The sequence below is a fragment of the Mycobacterium sp. D16R24 genome (genome assembly GCF_002013385.1).
Classification (GTDB): domain Bacteria; phylum Actinomycetota; class Actinomycetes; order Mycobacteriales; family Mycobacteriaceae; genus Mycobacterium.
On sequence record NZ_MAEV01000008.1, the window covers coordinates 18,203 to 32,022 of the forward strand.

General features: G+C 65.2%; 12 protein-coding genes. All 12 read right to left on the reverse strand.

Going from position 1 to position 13,820, the window contains the following annotated elements; all coding sequences use genetic code 11:
- Positions 1-15: 15 nt before the first annotated feature.
- The 12 genes from B4383_RS06665 to B4383_RS06720 all read right to left on the reverse strand — a co-directional run bounded on the left by B4383_RS06665 (position 16) and on the right by B4383_RS06720 (position 13,642).
- Positions 16-555 (reverse strand): hypothetical protein, encoded by a 540-nt coding sequence (locus tag B4383_RS06665; protein ID WP_078290363.1) that lies wholly within the window; start codon positions 553-555, stop codon positions 16-18.
- A gap of 19 nt (positions 556-574) precedes the next feature.
- Positions 575-1,906 (reverse strand): hypothetical protein, encoded by a 1,332-nt coding sequence (locus tag B4383_RS06670; protein ID WP_078290362.1) that lies wholly within the window; start codon positions 1,904-1,906, stop codon positions 575-577.
- 168 nt (positions 1,907-2,074) lie between these two features.
- A complete protein-coding gene (locus B4383_RS06675; RefSeq protein ID WP_078290361.1) occupies positions 2,075-3,616 on the reverse strand; it encodes an NAD(P)/FAD-dependent oxidoreductase in 1,542 nt (513 codons plus the stop codon).
- Entirely contained in the window at positions 3,613-4,554 is a 942-nt protein-coding gene (locus B4383_RS06680) for a reductase (RefSeq protein WP_078290360.1), read from the reverse strand. Before B4383_RS06680 ends, B4383_RS06675 begins: the two co-directional genes overlap by 4 nt.
- 13 nt (positions 4,555-4,567) lie before the next feature.
- Entirely contained in the window at positions 4,568-6,607 is a 2,040-nt protein-coding gene (locus B4383_RS06685; protein ID WP_078290359.1) for an alpha/beta hydrolase fold domain-containing protein, read from the reverse strand.
- A complete protein-coding gene (locus tag B4383_RS06690; protein ID WP_078290358.1) occupies positions 6,604-7,527 on the reverse strand; it encodes an SDR family NAD(P)-dependent oxidoreductase in 924 nt (307 codons plus the stop codon). The genes B4383_RS06685 and B4383_RS06690 overlap by 4 nt, the downstream gene beginning before the upstream one ends.
- Before the next feature lie 123 nt (positions 7,528-7,650).
- Positions 7,651-8,205 carry a pyridoxamine 5'-phosphate oxidase family protein gene (locus B4383_RS06695; protein WP_078290357.1) on the reverse strand — a complete coding sequence of 185 codons (555 nt, stop codon included), beginning with the start codon at positions 8,203-8,205 and terminating at the stop codon, positions 7,651-7,653.
- Between the two features lie 51 nt (positions 8,206-8,256).
- Positions 8,257-9,831 carry an AMP-binding protein gene (locus B4383_RS06700; protein ID WP_078290356.1) on the reverse strand — a complete coding sequence of 525 codons (1,575 nt, stop codon included), beginning with the start codon at positions 9,829-9,831 and terminating at the stop codon, positions 8,257-8,259.
- Positions 9,832-9,909: 78 nt separating this feature from the next.
- Positions 9,910-10,413 carry a YbjN domain-containing protein gene (locus B4383_RS06705; protein WP_078290355.1) on the reverse strand — a complete coding sequence of 168 codons (504 nt, stop codon included), beginning with the start codon at positions 10,411-10,413 and terminating at the stop codon, positions 9,910-9,912.
- Complete coding sequence (mshA, locus tag B4383_RS06710; protein WP_078290354.1) at positions 10,410-11,741, reverse strand: D-inositol-3-phosphate glycosyltransferase; 1,332 nt, start codon at positions 11,739-11,741, stop codon at positions 10,410-10,412. Before mshA ends, B4383_RS06705 begins: the two co-directional genes overlap by 4 nt.
- A 64-nt stretch (positions 11,742-11,805) precedes the next feature.
- A complete protein-coding gene (locus B4383_RS06715; RefSeq protein WP_078290353.1) occupies positions 11,806-12,267 on the reverse strand; it encodes an SRPBCC family protein in 462 nt (153 codons plus the stop codon).
- A gap of 136 nt (positions 12,268-12,403) precedes the next feature.
- A complete protein-coding gene (locus B4383_RS06720; RefSeq protein WP_078290352.1) occupies positions 12,404-13,642 on the reverse strand; it encodes an ROK family protein in 1,239 nt (412 codons plus the stop codon).
- Positions 13,643-13,820: the final 178 nt, after the last annotated feature.

Consider the following 13,820-nt stretch of genomic DNA (forward strand, 5'->3'; position numbering starts at 1 on the left):
GCTGCTCCAGACGTATCAACGCAGTTCCCTGTTCAGCTCGGTGCAGCGCATATCCCGAACGACGACGGACGCATTCGTCACGAGTTCGTCGACGGGGTATCGGCATGCGACCGGGTCGCGCACCACACCCACGCTGATCCGGAGCACGTTGAGCGCATTCGCGATATGCAGCGCGACCACTGCGCCGGACCATCGGGTCGTCGGCGGCGCCGGAACCTTCATCACCACGGACAACATGTTCACGTTCCGCGCGGCGGGGTCGTCGACAAGTCTGGGCTGCGCCGCACCAGGGGCGGACAGCTCCTGCACAACCATGTCCAGGAGGACCCCTTCGGCGATCGCTGCTTCAAAGAACTGGACATGCTGGATGTAGATGGGGTCGCCCCCTGCCGCTGTGGCACCGTGTCCGAAGAAGACGGCGGTGACCGCCCGGGGCGACAGACCTGTGGACGCTGCGATGCCCAGCGCCGCCGCGGCAACATCGAACACCCCGGCGTCGTCGGTGAATCCTATCTGTTCCCGGCCCCAGCCAGACGAGTCGAAAAGCGACTTCACGTCGGCACCTCCTGCGAATTCATTCGAAAACCTTTGCAGGAAGCAATTTCTCGATCTCATCGTGCAATATCTGCTCGACTCGCCGCGCACTGCTCGTGGCGGTCACGAGATCGGTGAAGTCAATACTCAGGCGTCCGTTGTAGCTGGTGACGAAGTAGATCCGACCCTCTACCATCGCGATGCCCCTGGTCGCGATGAATGCGCTCATGGGATGAAGCTCGACGCCACAACGGAAATCATGGATATCCACGCCTTCTGGCGTTGCAAACTCCGATACCCGCCCCCAGTTGGTGACCTGGATGGCGGTGAAGGTGGGCACCAAACCTGCCGTCGGTACGAGAAGGAAATACCGCCTCACCAAAGACAGCACCCGCCGGATGTCGCCGCGGACAAACGCGGTGTCGTGAATGCGGGTGGTCCGTAGCCCATCGTGAATGTCCGCCACAACGCGGCGGGCGAGGTCGAGCGCATCACTGCCTCGACTCACGTCAAGGATCATCTCGGCAATGCCCAGCACGTTGGTGCCCGCGGTCGCAGCGACCGGCGGATCGATCCGGGAGCGCAAGTTCACAAATGAGGAAATAGCCACGGACAGTTCACTTCTCCCGGAGAGCTCGCGCTCGGCAAGCGCCAGCGCCGCACTGACGAGCCCATTGAGCGTGACCCCCTGTGCGCGCCCCACGTCAAGGAGCCGATCGGTCTGCTCCACCGACAGGTGAAGGCGTGCCCGCCGCGCGCGACGTGGCCGCAGGGCGGTCCAGATCGATTCGGGGCCGCGGTATGCGGGACGGAGGTCCATGATCGGCCGGGACACCGGTTCGGCATAGCCACGCGCCCGCAGCAGCGTCTCGGCACTGGCCGGAACGGGACGCGGCGGTGGCGCACTGACCAACCTCACCACGCCGTTCACCCGTCGCACGCGCTCCGCGTAGAGCTTCCACATATCGTGCAGATATGCCATGGCGGCGTCGGCGTCGGCGATGGCGTGGTGCAAAAGAAACGTCACCCTAAACTTCGCGCCGGACCGATACACCCGCAGCGCACACACCTGCCCCAGGGGCAAGGCCGACTTCCCGGCCACCACATAGTCCCCGACATCGACATCACCAACATCCTGGACTATGACCGCCGGGCGCGCTCTAGGGTCGAATCGCAGCTCAAATCCATTCCGCGACATACGAATCCGGCCACCCAACAGCGGATACAGGTCCACCAATCCGGCGAGCGCATCCGCCAGCGCAGCATCGTCCAGCGTTCCCGTGCCATAGCAATGTTGCGCCACGGTGGCACCCGAGACGACGAACACAGACTCCGAGGGCGACAGGACGCGCGGCGGCAGCAGCTCGGGCATGAAGCTCCTTAGGCAAGCCAGGTATTCGATACACCCAGTTATCGATACTGAAAGTACCCGATACTTGCCATATTGCCACGCACTACGGGATCGGTGCAGGCAGCGGGCTTAGCCGACGCGGGGCGCCGGACCTGATCACCCCGTCGAGCTGCGGATAGGGCGTGATGCCTATTCGGCCATCGCCGCCGCCGCGACCGGCCGGACCGACTCTTCGCGACCTTCGAAAATGTAGTCATGGAGAGGGAAGGTGCGCGACGAGCGGCGCGCTGCCTGCGTCGACAGCGGCCGGATGTACGCGGATTCGCCGTTGTGGTCGAAGTAGTAGCTGTTGGCGGTGACGCAGTTGCCGGTCTGAAACAGCGAGTAGGTGTACCGCGACCGCGCATCCTCGGTCCAGGCATCGGCGGCGTCCACCCGCACCTCGACATCGGTGGCCCCGAGTCGTCGCGCCTCGCCGATGACCCGCCCAATGTGGATGGCCGCGGTGTCAACCACGCTGTGGTAGGTGCCACCGGTCCACCCATATTGGCCAAAGACGTTGAAGGTGTTGGGCAGTCCCGGTATCGAGAAGCCGTGATAGCTCTGCGGTACGTGGCTCTGGTAGAAGTCGGCCAGATCGAAGCCGTCCCGGCCGATCACCGGCCGGTCCCGGTACACCTGTGGATCGAAGAACAACCGGAAACCGGTGGCGAGGACCAAGACATCGATCTCTCGTTCCGCACCTGCGGCGGTTCGGACGCCCTTCTCGGTGATGGTCTCGATCGGGTCGGTCACGAGCTCCACGTTGACCCGGTTGAAGGTCGGCAGGTACGTGTTGGACGTGGCAGGGCGTTTGCACCCGAAGTCGTAGTCGGGCGTGAGCCTGGCCCGCAGCTCCTTATCGGGCACCTGCAACCGATAGGAGACATTGCCCAGTAGCCAACGCAGCGCCCCCGGGGTGTTGCCGAGACGACCGGCATACAGCACCCCGTAGACGAGCGCACCGCCGACGATGAACTCCAGACTTTCCTGAAGTAACCGTTGCGTGGTGGGCACCCGGCGGAACAACGCGCGCAAGGGTGCCGGCATGCTCGGGTCGACCTTGGGGAAGACCCAGATCGGGGTGCGCTGGTAGACGTCGAGATGGTCTACTTCGCCCGCGATCTCCGGAATGATCTGCACGGCGCTGGCCCCGGTGCCGATGACGGCGACGCGCTTACCCTTCAGCTCGATGCTGTGGTCCCAGGCGGCCGACCGAAGGATGGTGCCGCGGAAGTCGTCCAGCCCCTTCAGGTCAGCCGGTTTGGGTTCGGGAAACGGCCCGGCCGCCGCGACGACGAACCTCGCCGTCACCTCCCGCCCGTTGACCCGGAGCCGCCAGAACTTCGCATCCTCGTCCCACGTACGCGCTCCCACATCGCTGCCGAATCGGACAAAACGCTGCACGTCGTTTTCTCGGTACAGCCGCTCGATGTAGCTGAGTACCTCCCCGCCCTTGGCGTAAAACCTGGTCCACTCCGGGTTCAGAGCATGGCGGAACTGGTAGGCCTGCGCCGGGATGTCCACGCCGATACCGGGATAGACGTTCTGACGCCAGGTGCCGCCAACGCCATCCATGCGCTCAAAAATGACGAAGTCTTCGATACCCCGGCGGCGCAACTCCAATCCGATACCGAATCCGGCCAGCCCCGCGCCGATGACGGCCACGTAATGATCAGGTTGGCCGGTCATGCAATGGCCTCATAAGTGAGTTCCTTGGACCAGCTCGGCTGTTCGGCAAGCCAGCGCTTCGGGTAGTAGTCGGACAGCTTGACCATGGTGTTGGCCACAGCGTGATACGGGCCGTGAAGCGGGTTCTGCTCGTTGGTGATCATCGCCGCGCCGAGCCGCAGTACCTGGTACACCAGCAACCGAGTGCCCTTGCCGCGGCTGCCGACATTGACGAACCGCTCCATGGCGTCGTACAAACGCTGTTCACGCAGGCCCATGCCGATCAGATTGCCCTTGATTCTGTTGATGAGCGGGATTCCCGTGCCGAGCCCCAACAGCAACCCCATCAACAACGAAGGGTTGAGCACCGTGGCGACATTCTCGATGATGACGCGGCGCAGATTGCCCTGCCCCATCATGTCTAGTACATGGAAATCCACTGCCAGATGACGCGATTCGTCAGAGTTGATATGTCGGAAGGCCTGGTGACAGACGGGGTCATGGACCTCCTCCAGCAGGAACTTCAGCAGCGCGCCGTCCAGGGCCACTTCCAGTAGCGGGATGATGGTGCCCAACACGGTGAGCGACAACCCGTCCGAGTATCGGTCCAGCCATTCAATGGCCAAGCGCACGTTCACATTCGGTACAGGAACTTCATCCTTCTCGAGCATGCCCCAGCGCCGCATCAACGCCAGCTCGGCATTGGCGTGCTTTTGTTCCTCGGCGTGGAAGTACCGGTAGATCTCCGCGAGCGTCTCATTGGGGGCCTTTTTGGCCAACGCCGAAAACCCGCGCGCGCCGATATTTTCGATCCACACCAGGTCTGCCATGAAGGCCTTCAGCTTGGGCCGCTGCTCGTCGGTGATCTGCTCGGCGCCAGGAGCTTCCCAGTCCACATCGGCCAGGGCCCACTGCTTGTCCTTGATGGTCTGCAGCATGTCTTCCAGAACAATGGCCATCTCTTCAGCCTTCCTATGCGGTCCGGGCCGTACGCAGGGGCTGTTGGGCCAGCACCCCGGTGATGAATCTGGCGGCCTCGCCGAGTGCCGCGTCGGCCTCCGGAATCAACCGGGGCAGGGCCTGGAACACGTGGATCTGCTCGGGCCAAATCTGCAGATCGCATTGCCCACCGGCCTGAACGATCATTCGCGCGAGCTCCTCCGCGTCGGCGGCCAGGAACTCGGCCCCGCCGGCCTGAATCAGAATGGGCGGCAGGGAGATTCCGGAGGGAAAGCTCAGACGTAGGCGTGGCGAGTCGGCAGGCTCACAGCGGGTGTACTTGTCCACCAGATGTTTAGCGGCGGCCGCGGTGATGGCGGGGTCTGGCCGCACCTTCTCGCGTTCGGCGGCCAAACCGAGCGTCACGTCCAACAGTGGCGAGAATAACGCCACCGCACCGGGTTGCGGCACGTTCAGCCTGTGGTTCTCGATGAGCAGGTCCACCGCGAGATGCCCGCCCGCCGAATCACCGGCGACCACAATGTCCTGGGCAGCATGACCGCGTTCCAGCAGCCAGTCGTAGGCGGCCCGGACGTCGTCGGCGGCCGCCGGAAAGACATGTTCGGGTGCCAACCGGTAGTCGACGGTGAAGGCAGGCAGGCCGGTCGCCTCCGACAGGCGGGCGACCATCGAGCGGTGAGTTTTCGCCGAGCAGATGACATAACCACTGCCATGGACGTACAGGATGACCGGCCCCTGATCGTCGGCGCTGAGCGCAGCCCCTGCCCGAACCCATTCTGCCCGTATCGGATCCCTCAACCGCGCCACCTCGGTGCCGCGGGGCATCGCTCCGCCGAGCGCCATGATGGTCGCGACGATCCGGCGCGCCAGCAGCACACCGGGCTTGCCCGTTTTATCCAGGCGGGCGCGAGACAGTACTGGCCGCAACCCGATGGAGGTCAGCGCCGCGGTGGCCCTGGTGCGCCGCGAGGCCTCGGAGACCGCTGTCCCGGCGACGTCCGCCGTGCGCAGTGCCAACGCCACACCACCGACGACGGCATTGATTCGCGCCTGTGTCTTTCGAGCACTGTCGCGACTCGGTTCGGTGGCTGGCAGGTCGGCGAGGAACAAGTTCGGGAAACCCGCCACGGTGGCCGAAACGCGGCCCGCCGGCTTCAGCTTTCGACGCTGGGCTCCCACCACCGGCACCACCGCGATGGTCGATCCCGCATCCGGGCTGGATGCGAAAACCACGACATCACACTGATGATCGATGCCTTCGGCGGTGCGGATGCCTCCACTGCTGAACCGGGCAATGGGCCAGGTAACCAGCTTGCAGTTGGGTGCTTGCAGTGCGGTAAGGAACTCATCGGTCACCACGACGTTGGGGCGACCGGTGAGCCTCAGCGGCGTCAGTTGACGCCGGATCCAGGGGTCCGGCACACGCCGGCGCAGGTTGCGCTGGGCCACTACTTCGAGCAGCCCGAGCGTTGTGGTACGCCTACCCGAGAACCAGGCCTGGCGTGTCTCACGGCGTAGCGTGCGATCGACCAGCTGACCGACGCGGCCACTGGTCCGAGGCAGCACCCAATCGGGTGAACTCTGGAAAAGCTTGACACTGGCAGCATTTCGCACCACTACGGGCAGCACCGACGCGGCGGCGGCGCTATTACCGACGACGGCGACACGCAGCCCGGCGAACTCTGTACCGTCACCGATCCTGGCGGCGTCGAGGATCTTTCCGGTGTACCCCTCGATACCCCGGATGTCGGGACTACCGTCCACCGACCCGGTGGCCAGCACGACCGCGCGTGCGGTGAAGCGCTGTCCTGCTTCCGTGTCCACGATCCACAAGTCACCGTCGAGCGCGATCCGGGTGACGTCATGACCGAACTTCACGTGCGGATCGAGCTTGAACAGGGCGATGGTGTCGTCACGCCAGCTTCCCGGTGCCGGGCGGGCACGATCGAGCACGGTGAAGTCGGCGATCCCGGCCTCTTGTAAACCCACCGCGGTACCCAGACCGGTGTATCCGGCGCCTACGACGACGACCGACAGCGCGGGGCCCGTCACCGGGGCACCACCTTGACCGGGGATTCCTTTTCGTAGGCGGTATCCCACAACTCACGCGGATCGGTGTCCGCGGGCAGTAGCCGGCCCAACCGTGAGATGATTCCCGCGGCCCACGAATAGGGCACCGGCGCATGACGTTTCATCGCCCAGATGAGTTTTGCATCGGGCTGCGGGACCACATACAGCCGCCCCCGATCGTGCGCGTTGAGGGTGGTCTTCGCGATCCATTCCGGCGACACCCCAACCCATTTGAACGCGGTACTCGCGAGGTTGGTCAGCGGCCCGGGGATGCGTGCGCCGTCCAGGATGTTCGTCTTGACGGCCGTGGGACATAGCACCGTTACCAGCACCCCGCTGCCCGCCAGCTCGGCACGTAGCGTCTCCGAGAGCGCGAGCACGGCAGCCTTGCTCACGTTGTACGGGCCCATCAATGGCGCGGCCGCGAAACTGGCGGCGGACGACACGTTGATGATGCCGCCGAATCCCTGTTCACGCAGCCGGGGGGTGAAAACCTGGCAACCGTAAATCATTCCCCACATGTTGATGCCGATGGTGGCGTGCCAGTCGTCCATCGACACCTCACCGATGGGTTTGCCGCCCGTTCCGATACCCGCGTTGTTGATCACCAGATCGGGGGCCTGCCCCAGCCAGTCGGTCGCGGTGTCGGCGAGCGTGACGATCTCGTCATACGAACTGACGTCGCACACGACAGGATGCGCGTTGTCACGTCCAAGCTTGTCGGCGGTCTCCTGTGCGCTGGCCAGGTTGATATCGGCACACACCACCCGGCCGCCACGAGCGACGATGGCCTCCGCGAAGGCGCGTCCGATGCCGCTGCCTGCGCCCGTCACCACCGCGCTCGCCCCGTAACTGACCTTCGGACGTCGGCGCGGGTAGGCTCCCGCGTCGGGTGCCGTCATTGGCATCACCCTTCGCTTGTCGCTTACGCATCACTCGTAAACGTAAACCAAGCGTGTGTCACGCCCGCCCGCTTGTCAAGGGTCCGGCGAGATTAATGTCGGGTTAGTCGTACCGCGCGAAGACTACTGCAGCGCGGGCAGGCCATCAATCGAGCTGCCGTTCTTCTCCAGCGCGCCCTCCAGGGTCATCTTCTGCTCCGGCACCTTCTCGATGTGCTTCTCGTACACGTCTCGATGACCCACGAAATCCATCAGCGGAACCGAGTAGCCGCAGGAGTCGGCCACCCGGGTGACGTCAACCAAAATGATTGAGCGCGCACCCTTTTCGAGCTTCTTGTCGAAGTGGCCACGCAGCGTCGGGTAGTCGGGTTCGTTGAACTGCACCACACGGGCGCGGCCGTGCAGCCGGATGATGCGGCAGCGCTTGTCGAACGAGCAGAACATGAGCACGATGCGCCCGTTATCGCGCACGTGCGCGATGGTCTCCGCACCGCTGCCGACGTAGTCCAGGTAGCCCACGTGGTGTGGCCCGAACACCGCGAAGGTCCCGGCCATCCCCTTGGGAGAGACATTGACGTGCCCTTCGGGGCCGCTCGGTGCGGTGCCCACGAAGAACACCGGCTGCTCGGTCAGCCATCGAGCGAGCTTGTCGTCAATCTCCTCGTACACGTGACCCATACGGTCCAGGGTGCCACTCGGGCCTGACAACCCGCCACTGGATTTCGCAGGTCAGATGCGTGCGCGCAGATCCTTGCGCAGGATCTTGCCCGCAGCGCTCTTGGGGATGGCGTCGATGAACTCCACCTGTCGAATCCGCTTGTGCGGAGCCACCTTCTGCTGGACGAAGGCCATGACCTCTTCATCAGTGAGGTCCTGATCAGTGCGGACCACGAACGCCTTGGGAATCTCGCCGCTGGAGGGGTCGGGAACGCCGATGACGGCAGCGTCGCCAATACCCGGGTGCGTCAGCAGCAACGCCTCTAACTCGGCGGGCGGCACCTGGTAACCCTTGTACTTGATCAGCTCCTTGAGCCGATCGACGATCGTCACCACGCCGTCGGCGCGCACGACCGCGATATCTCCGGTGTGCAGGAACCCGTCGGGTTCGATCGTCGCTGCGGTGGCCTCCTCGTTGCCGAGGTAACCGGCCATCACATTGGGGCCACGCACCAGCAGCTCGCCGGGCGCACTCTCGCCCTCGGCAGGAATCTCGATCTCCGCACCGGTCTCGGTGTCGATGAGCTTGTTCTCAGAATTCGGCACCGGGATACCCACCGAGTTCAGCGGGATATCGGGCCGACCCGGCGGAATGAGGTGGCTGACGGGGCTGAGCTCGGTCATCCCGTAGCCCTGGCTGACACGGCAATTCAGGCGCGCGGCCACGGCATTGCCCAGCTGCTCGTCCAACGGGGCAGCACCCGAGAACACCGAGCGCAGGCAGGAGACGTCGTACTTATCAACGTCCGGGTGCTTGGCCAGCACCACCGCCACCGGCGGAGCGACGAAGACGTGGTCCACGCGATAGTTGGCGATGGAGCCCAGGAAGGTATCGAGCTCGAACCGGGGCAGGATCACCAGCTCGGCGCCCAGCTTGAGTTGCACGTTGAGCAGCACGACCAGACCGTAGATGTGGAAGAACGGGAGGACGGCCAGCACCCGGTCGCCCCGTTCCACTCCATAGAGGTGTTTGGCCTGCGCAATGTTGGCGACCAGGTTGTGGTGGGTGAGCATGACGCCCTTGGCCTTGCCGGTGGTTCCCGACGAGTACGGCAGCACTGCCAAATGCGTTGCCGGGTCAAAGGAAACCTCCGGCGGCGCCAGATCGGGCCGCACGATATCGGCCAGGGAGAGGCGTCCCTCGACAGGATCGATGGTGATCACGTTGACGGCATCAAGACCCGCGATCTCCGCAGCCTCCAGCGCGCGCGACAGCAGCGGCGATACCGTGAAGACGAGCTGCGCCCTGGAGTCGATGAGCTGCTTGGCCAGCTCCTCGGCGGTGTACAACACGTTGACAGTGCTCGCGGTGCCGCCCGCGCGCAGGATGCCGTGCAACACCACGGCGAAGGCCGAGCAGTTCGGCAGGAAGACCGCCGCGACGTCGCCGAGACCGAATCCTCGGTCGGCCAGACCCGCCGCCGCCGCGTCAATCTGCGAACGCAGCTCCCCAAAGGTGGTCTGTGCCCCGAAAAGCCCGTCGATGAGCGCGACGCGGTCGTTGTCTCCGCTCGTGTCGCCGAACACATACTCGTAGACAGAGCAGTCGGGAATGGAAACGTCGGGCAGAGGGCTACGGAACGTCACGCCGGACAGTCTTGCACGCCGCGTCTAGTCCGTGCCGATGGTCCTGGCCTCTTCTGGGCCTCTCCCGGCCGACGAGGGTCAATCCTCGATGAGGTGCTCGAAGGCCTCAAGGTTCTTCAGCGACTCGCCCCGCGAGGTACGCCACGCCCACTCCTTCTGGATGGACGTCTTGAACCCCAACTCCAGCAGGATGTTGAAGTCGTTGTCCGCGGCTTCCAGCACCTGTCCGAGCAACCTGTCGATCTCATCCGGGGTGATCGCCGGCAGCGGCAGGCGACCCACCAGGTAGATATCGCCCATGTTGTCGATCGTGTACGCGACGGCGTACAAGCGGCGGTTGCGTTTGAGCAGGTAGCGGTAGACACCCTCGGTGTTCTCGTCGGGGCGCCGACAGACGAACACCTCGACGCGCACGGCGTGCTCACCCGGGCTGAGCATCGTGGTGATCTTTTGCTTGCGTTCACCGGGCAGCTCCACGATCAGCGCCGGCTTGCCATCCGGACCGTGATGCTCGGTGAAGGTGATCTCCCGCTCCGCGAGCGTCCGCACGATGGTGGCGTAGGCGTCCCCGGCGGTGGTCATCGCCGCAGCCCCGACAGCCGGCGCGACCGAAACCGCGAACGCGGCGGACGCGGCGTCGAGGGTCTTTGTGGCGCACGGTAATCGGAGATGGCCCGGCTGTAACTGGCAAGCAGGGCATCGGCGGTGCTGGACCAGGAAAAGCCGGCGGCATGCGCGACGGCCGCACTGCTGAACTCGGCCCCGGTGCGCGCCAACAGGTCCGCGATGGCATCCGCCCAATCCTCGGTGCGGTGCGTCGGGACCAGCAGGCCGCTCCGTTGGTCGGCGACCGCGACCGGAAGACCCCCCACCTCGGCCGCCACCACCGGGGTCCCGCAAGCCTGGGCCTCGATGGCCACCAGTCCGAAGGACTCCGAATAGCTGGGCACCGCAACGATATCGGCCGCCCGATACACCTGGGCGAGCCGTTCTCGCGACTGTGGCGGCAGGAAGGTCACCCGGTCTGCGATCCCGAGGTCCGCAGCGAGATCCTGCAGTGCCGTCGGCTCGTCGAGACCGCTGCCGGACGGCCCGCCGACGATGAGAACGCGAACCCCGGGCAGCTTGGCGGCCGCGCGTACCAGCAGATCGGGGGCCTTCAGGGGCTGGATGCGTCCGACGAAGGCGACGATCTGCTCATCGGCCCGCAGGCCGAACTCGGCGCGGGCGGCCGTCTTGTCGCCGGGCGTGAATACGTCCAGGTCGACGCCGGGGTGAACGATATCGATGCGGCCTGGGTCGGCATTGTGTATCGAAATCAGTTGTTCAGCTTCGTCCTTGGTGTTGACGATGAGTCTGTCGGCCTCGTCTACTACCTGCTGCTCCCCCACCGCGCGCAGTGCGGGCTCCGGGCGGTCCCCCTTGGCGAGCGTTTGATTCTTGACCGCGGCGAGCGTGTGGGCGGTGTGGACCAGAGGCACGCCCCAGCGGTCGCGGGCCAGCCAGCCCGCTTGACCGGAGAGCCAGTAGTGCGAGTGAACCAGGTTGTAGTAGCCGGGCTCGTGGATCGCCTCGGCGCGCAGCACGCCGGCGGTGAACGCGCACAGCTGGGTGGGCAGGTCGTACTTGTCCAGGCCCTCGAACGGGCCGGCGCCGATATTGCGCACCGTTACCCCGTCCGCGACGGCCACCACCGGCTCGTCGGACGACGCGGTGGCGCGGGTGAAGATGTCGACGGCAACACCCCGGCGGGCCAGCTGAAGAGCCGTTTGCAGCACGTAGACGTTCATGCCGCCGGCGTCGCCGGTACCCGGCTGGGCCAGTGGCGAGGTGTGTACGGATAGGACGGCGATGCGGCGCGGCTTCAGCGCCGAAACCGCCCGGCGCGCGAACTCATCGCCACTAAGCACACAGCCATCTTGTCACTTACGCACAAGCTGTCGGCGCGCAGCACTCCTACCTGCGATGTGAGCCTCAGCGCGCCGCGATCTTCTGGTGATATCCCTCTTCCAGGATCTTGCGCAGCTTCTCGTCCGAGTGCGTGATGGCCAGCGAGATGAACGGCGAGATGACCTTGCCCAGCGCGCGTCCGGCAAGCCCGCCGGGCAGCCGGTAGTCGATGTTGATCTCCAGCTCGGTCTCACCATCGGAAATGGGCCGGAACCGACATTCGACCTGGTTGTCGATACCCGAGCGCGACGCGGTGGTGAACAGGGTGTCCGGATCCCACTCCGTCACCTCGATCGTCGACCTGAGGGTGGCGCCGAGGTTGATGGCGATGTCGTACTTGGCCCCGAGCCCCCGTGGCACGTCGTTCACAAAACGGACATGCTCGATCCCGAACATCCAGTCCGCCAGATGGTGCGCATCACTGATGTAGTCGAAGGCGTATGCCATCGGCACCTTCGCGGAGGACACGTGGTGGATATGCGTCATGCGCACATGCCTATCACTTTTTGGCCCCCGTCGTAGATTCGCGACCAAAACGCCAGCAACCACCTCGCTCGGTGTGAGGCTACGGCGGAAATTCGCGGGAAATCCCGCCATCGCGTCACACTCGACGTGCCGAGAGCTAGGCCAGCGCGGAGGTCTCCGACCGCCGGGCCGATGCCCGCCGCATGGCGCCCAACGGATCGGCGAACAAACCACCGAGGGAGACCACACCTGCGCCGGCCTCCTGCACGCGGTTGCCGAACGCCGTCACACGAATATCGCGCTTGGACAACGTCGATCGGTCCAGGAACGCGGTCTCGACGTCGTTCATCACCTCGGGGTATTCGGTAAAGGCCTGCCCACCCACGATCACCTCGTCGGGGTTGAGGATGTCGCGCAGCAGCGCCACCGACTGGCCAAGCACTCGGCCACGTTCGGAAAGCAGTTGGCGCGCAGACTCATTGCCACCGCGCGCGGCCTTGTACACCGCGCTCACCGAAACGCCGTCACCTGCGGGCACGATGCGCAGCCTGCGCGCGGCAGCCAGCACCGCCTCGTCACTCACCGTGGTCTCCAGCTTGCCCGTGCCGCCCAGCAATTCGGAATCAACCGGCAGCGCCGCAATGGTGCCCGGACCGCTGGACGGGCTGTGTACCCGTCCGTCGATGGCCAGCGCGAAACCGACTGTCTCACGGGCATATACGTACAGACTCGTCAGAGAGCGGGCCGCGAAGCGCCGCAGCCCCAGTAGCAGCTCGGCGCCGGCCATCGCGTCCACGTGCGAGGCCACCGACACCGGCAGACCCAGTGTGTCGGCGAAAACTCGCCCAACGGGGGCCTCGGTCCAGCCCAGCCGAGGGTGATCCACCGTCCCGGCAGGTCCGTTGACCACACCACCGGTGGCCACGCCGATCCACAGCGGGCGCCGCCGGTGCCAGCGGGCCAGGTACCGCTGCGCGCTCCCGGCCAGCGAGGCCAGTGCGGCACCCTGCGGACCGTTAGGCGTGGGGGTTTCCACCACATCGAGGGTCCGGCCGAACAAGTCGGTCGCCACAATGCTGGTGGCCCGGGCACCGATGTGGATACCCAGGGTCAGGAATGGCTCATGGTTGAGTTCCACCGGCACCCGCGGCCGGCCGATGGCGCCGGAGACCGCCAGATCAGCACGTTCGCGAAGTAGTCCGGCGTCCAGCAGCGCGGTGACCTGCCGGTTGACGGTGGCGATGGAAAGGCCTGTGACCTGGGAAATCGCATCGCGGGCCACGGGTCCGCGCACACGTGCGGCGCGGAATACCGAGGATGCGGCGCTATCGCCGATGTACAAGGCAGGGGGATGAATCTGGTGACGGGAAACAGGTCGGCGAACCGGAGAAGTCATGAGGGGGTCCTTTGGCGGAAGGCCGGATTCAGACGAAGGCTGAAGCGCGGGCTACAGGTGGCTAATGGTGTTGTGAACTGGGGCGATACCGCGCCCGAGACGTCAGGAAAGACGTGCAGAAACTAGGCGCAGCGACAGACGCAGCGACAACACAGCTCGCGAGCCAGCGGCAGCCGAG

Excerpts from the sequence above, each read along its gene's own strand:
- B4383_RS06680 (WP_078290360.1), bottom strand. The coding sequence starts at position 4,554 with ATGGCCATTGTTCTGGAAGACATGCTGCAGACCATCAAGGACAAGCAG.
- B4383_RS06675 (WP_078290361.1), bottom strand. The coding sequence starts at position 3,616 with ATGACCGGCCAACCTGATCATTACGTGGCCGTCATCGGCGCGGGGCTG.
- B4383_RS06720 (WP_078290352.1), bottom strand. The coding sequence starts at position 13,642 with ATGACTTCTCCGGTTCGCCGACCTGTTTCCCGTCACCAGATTCATCCC.
- B4383_RS06715 (WP_078290353.1), bottom strand. The coding sequence starts at position 12,267 with ATGACGCATATCCACCACGTGTCCTCCGCGAAGGTGCCGATGGCATAC.
- B4383_RS06705 (WP_078290355.1), bottom strand. The coding sequence starts at position 10,413 with ATGACCACCGCCGGGGACGCCTACGCCACCATCGTGCGGACGCTCGCG.
- B4383_RS06670 (WP_078290362.1), bottom strand. The coding sequence starts at position 1,906 with ATGCCCGAGCTGCTGCCGCCGCGCGTCCTGTCGCCCTCGGAGTCTGTG.
- B4383_RS06695 (WP_078290357.1), bottom strand. The coding sequence starts at position 8,205 with ATGGGTCACGTGTACGAGGAGATTGACGACAAGCTCGCTCGATGGCTG.
- B4383_RS06690 (WP_078290358.1), bottom strand. The coding sequence starts at position 7,527 with ATGACGGCACCCGACGCGGGAGCCTACCCGCGCCGACGTCCGAAGGTC.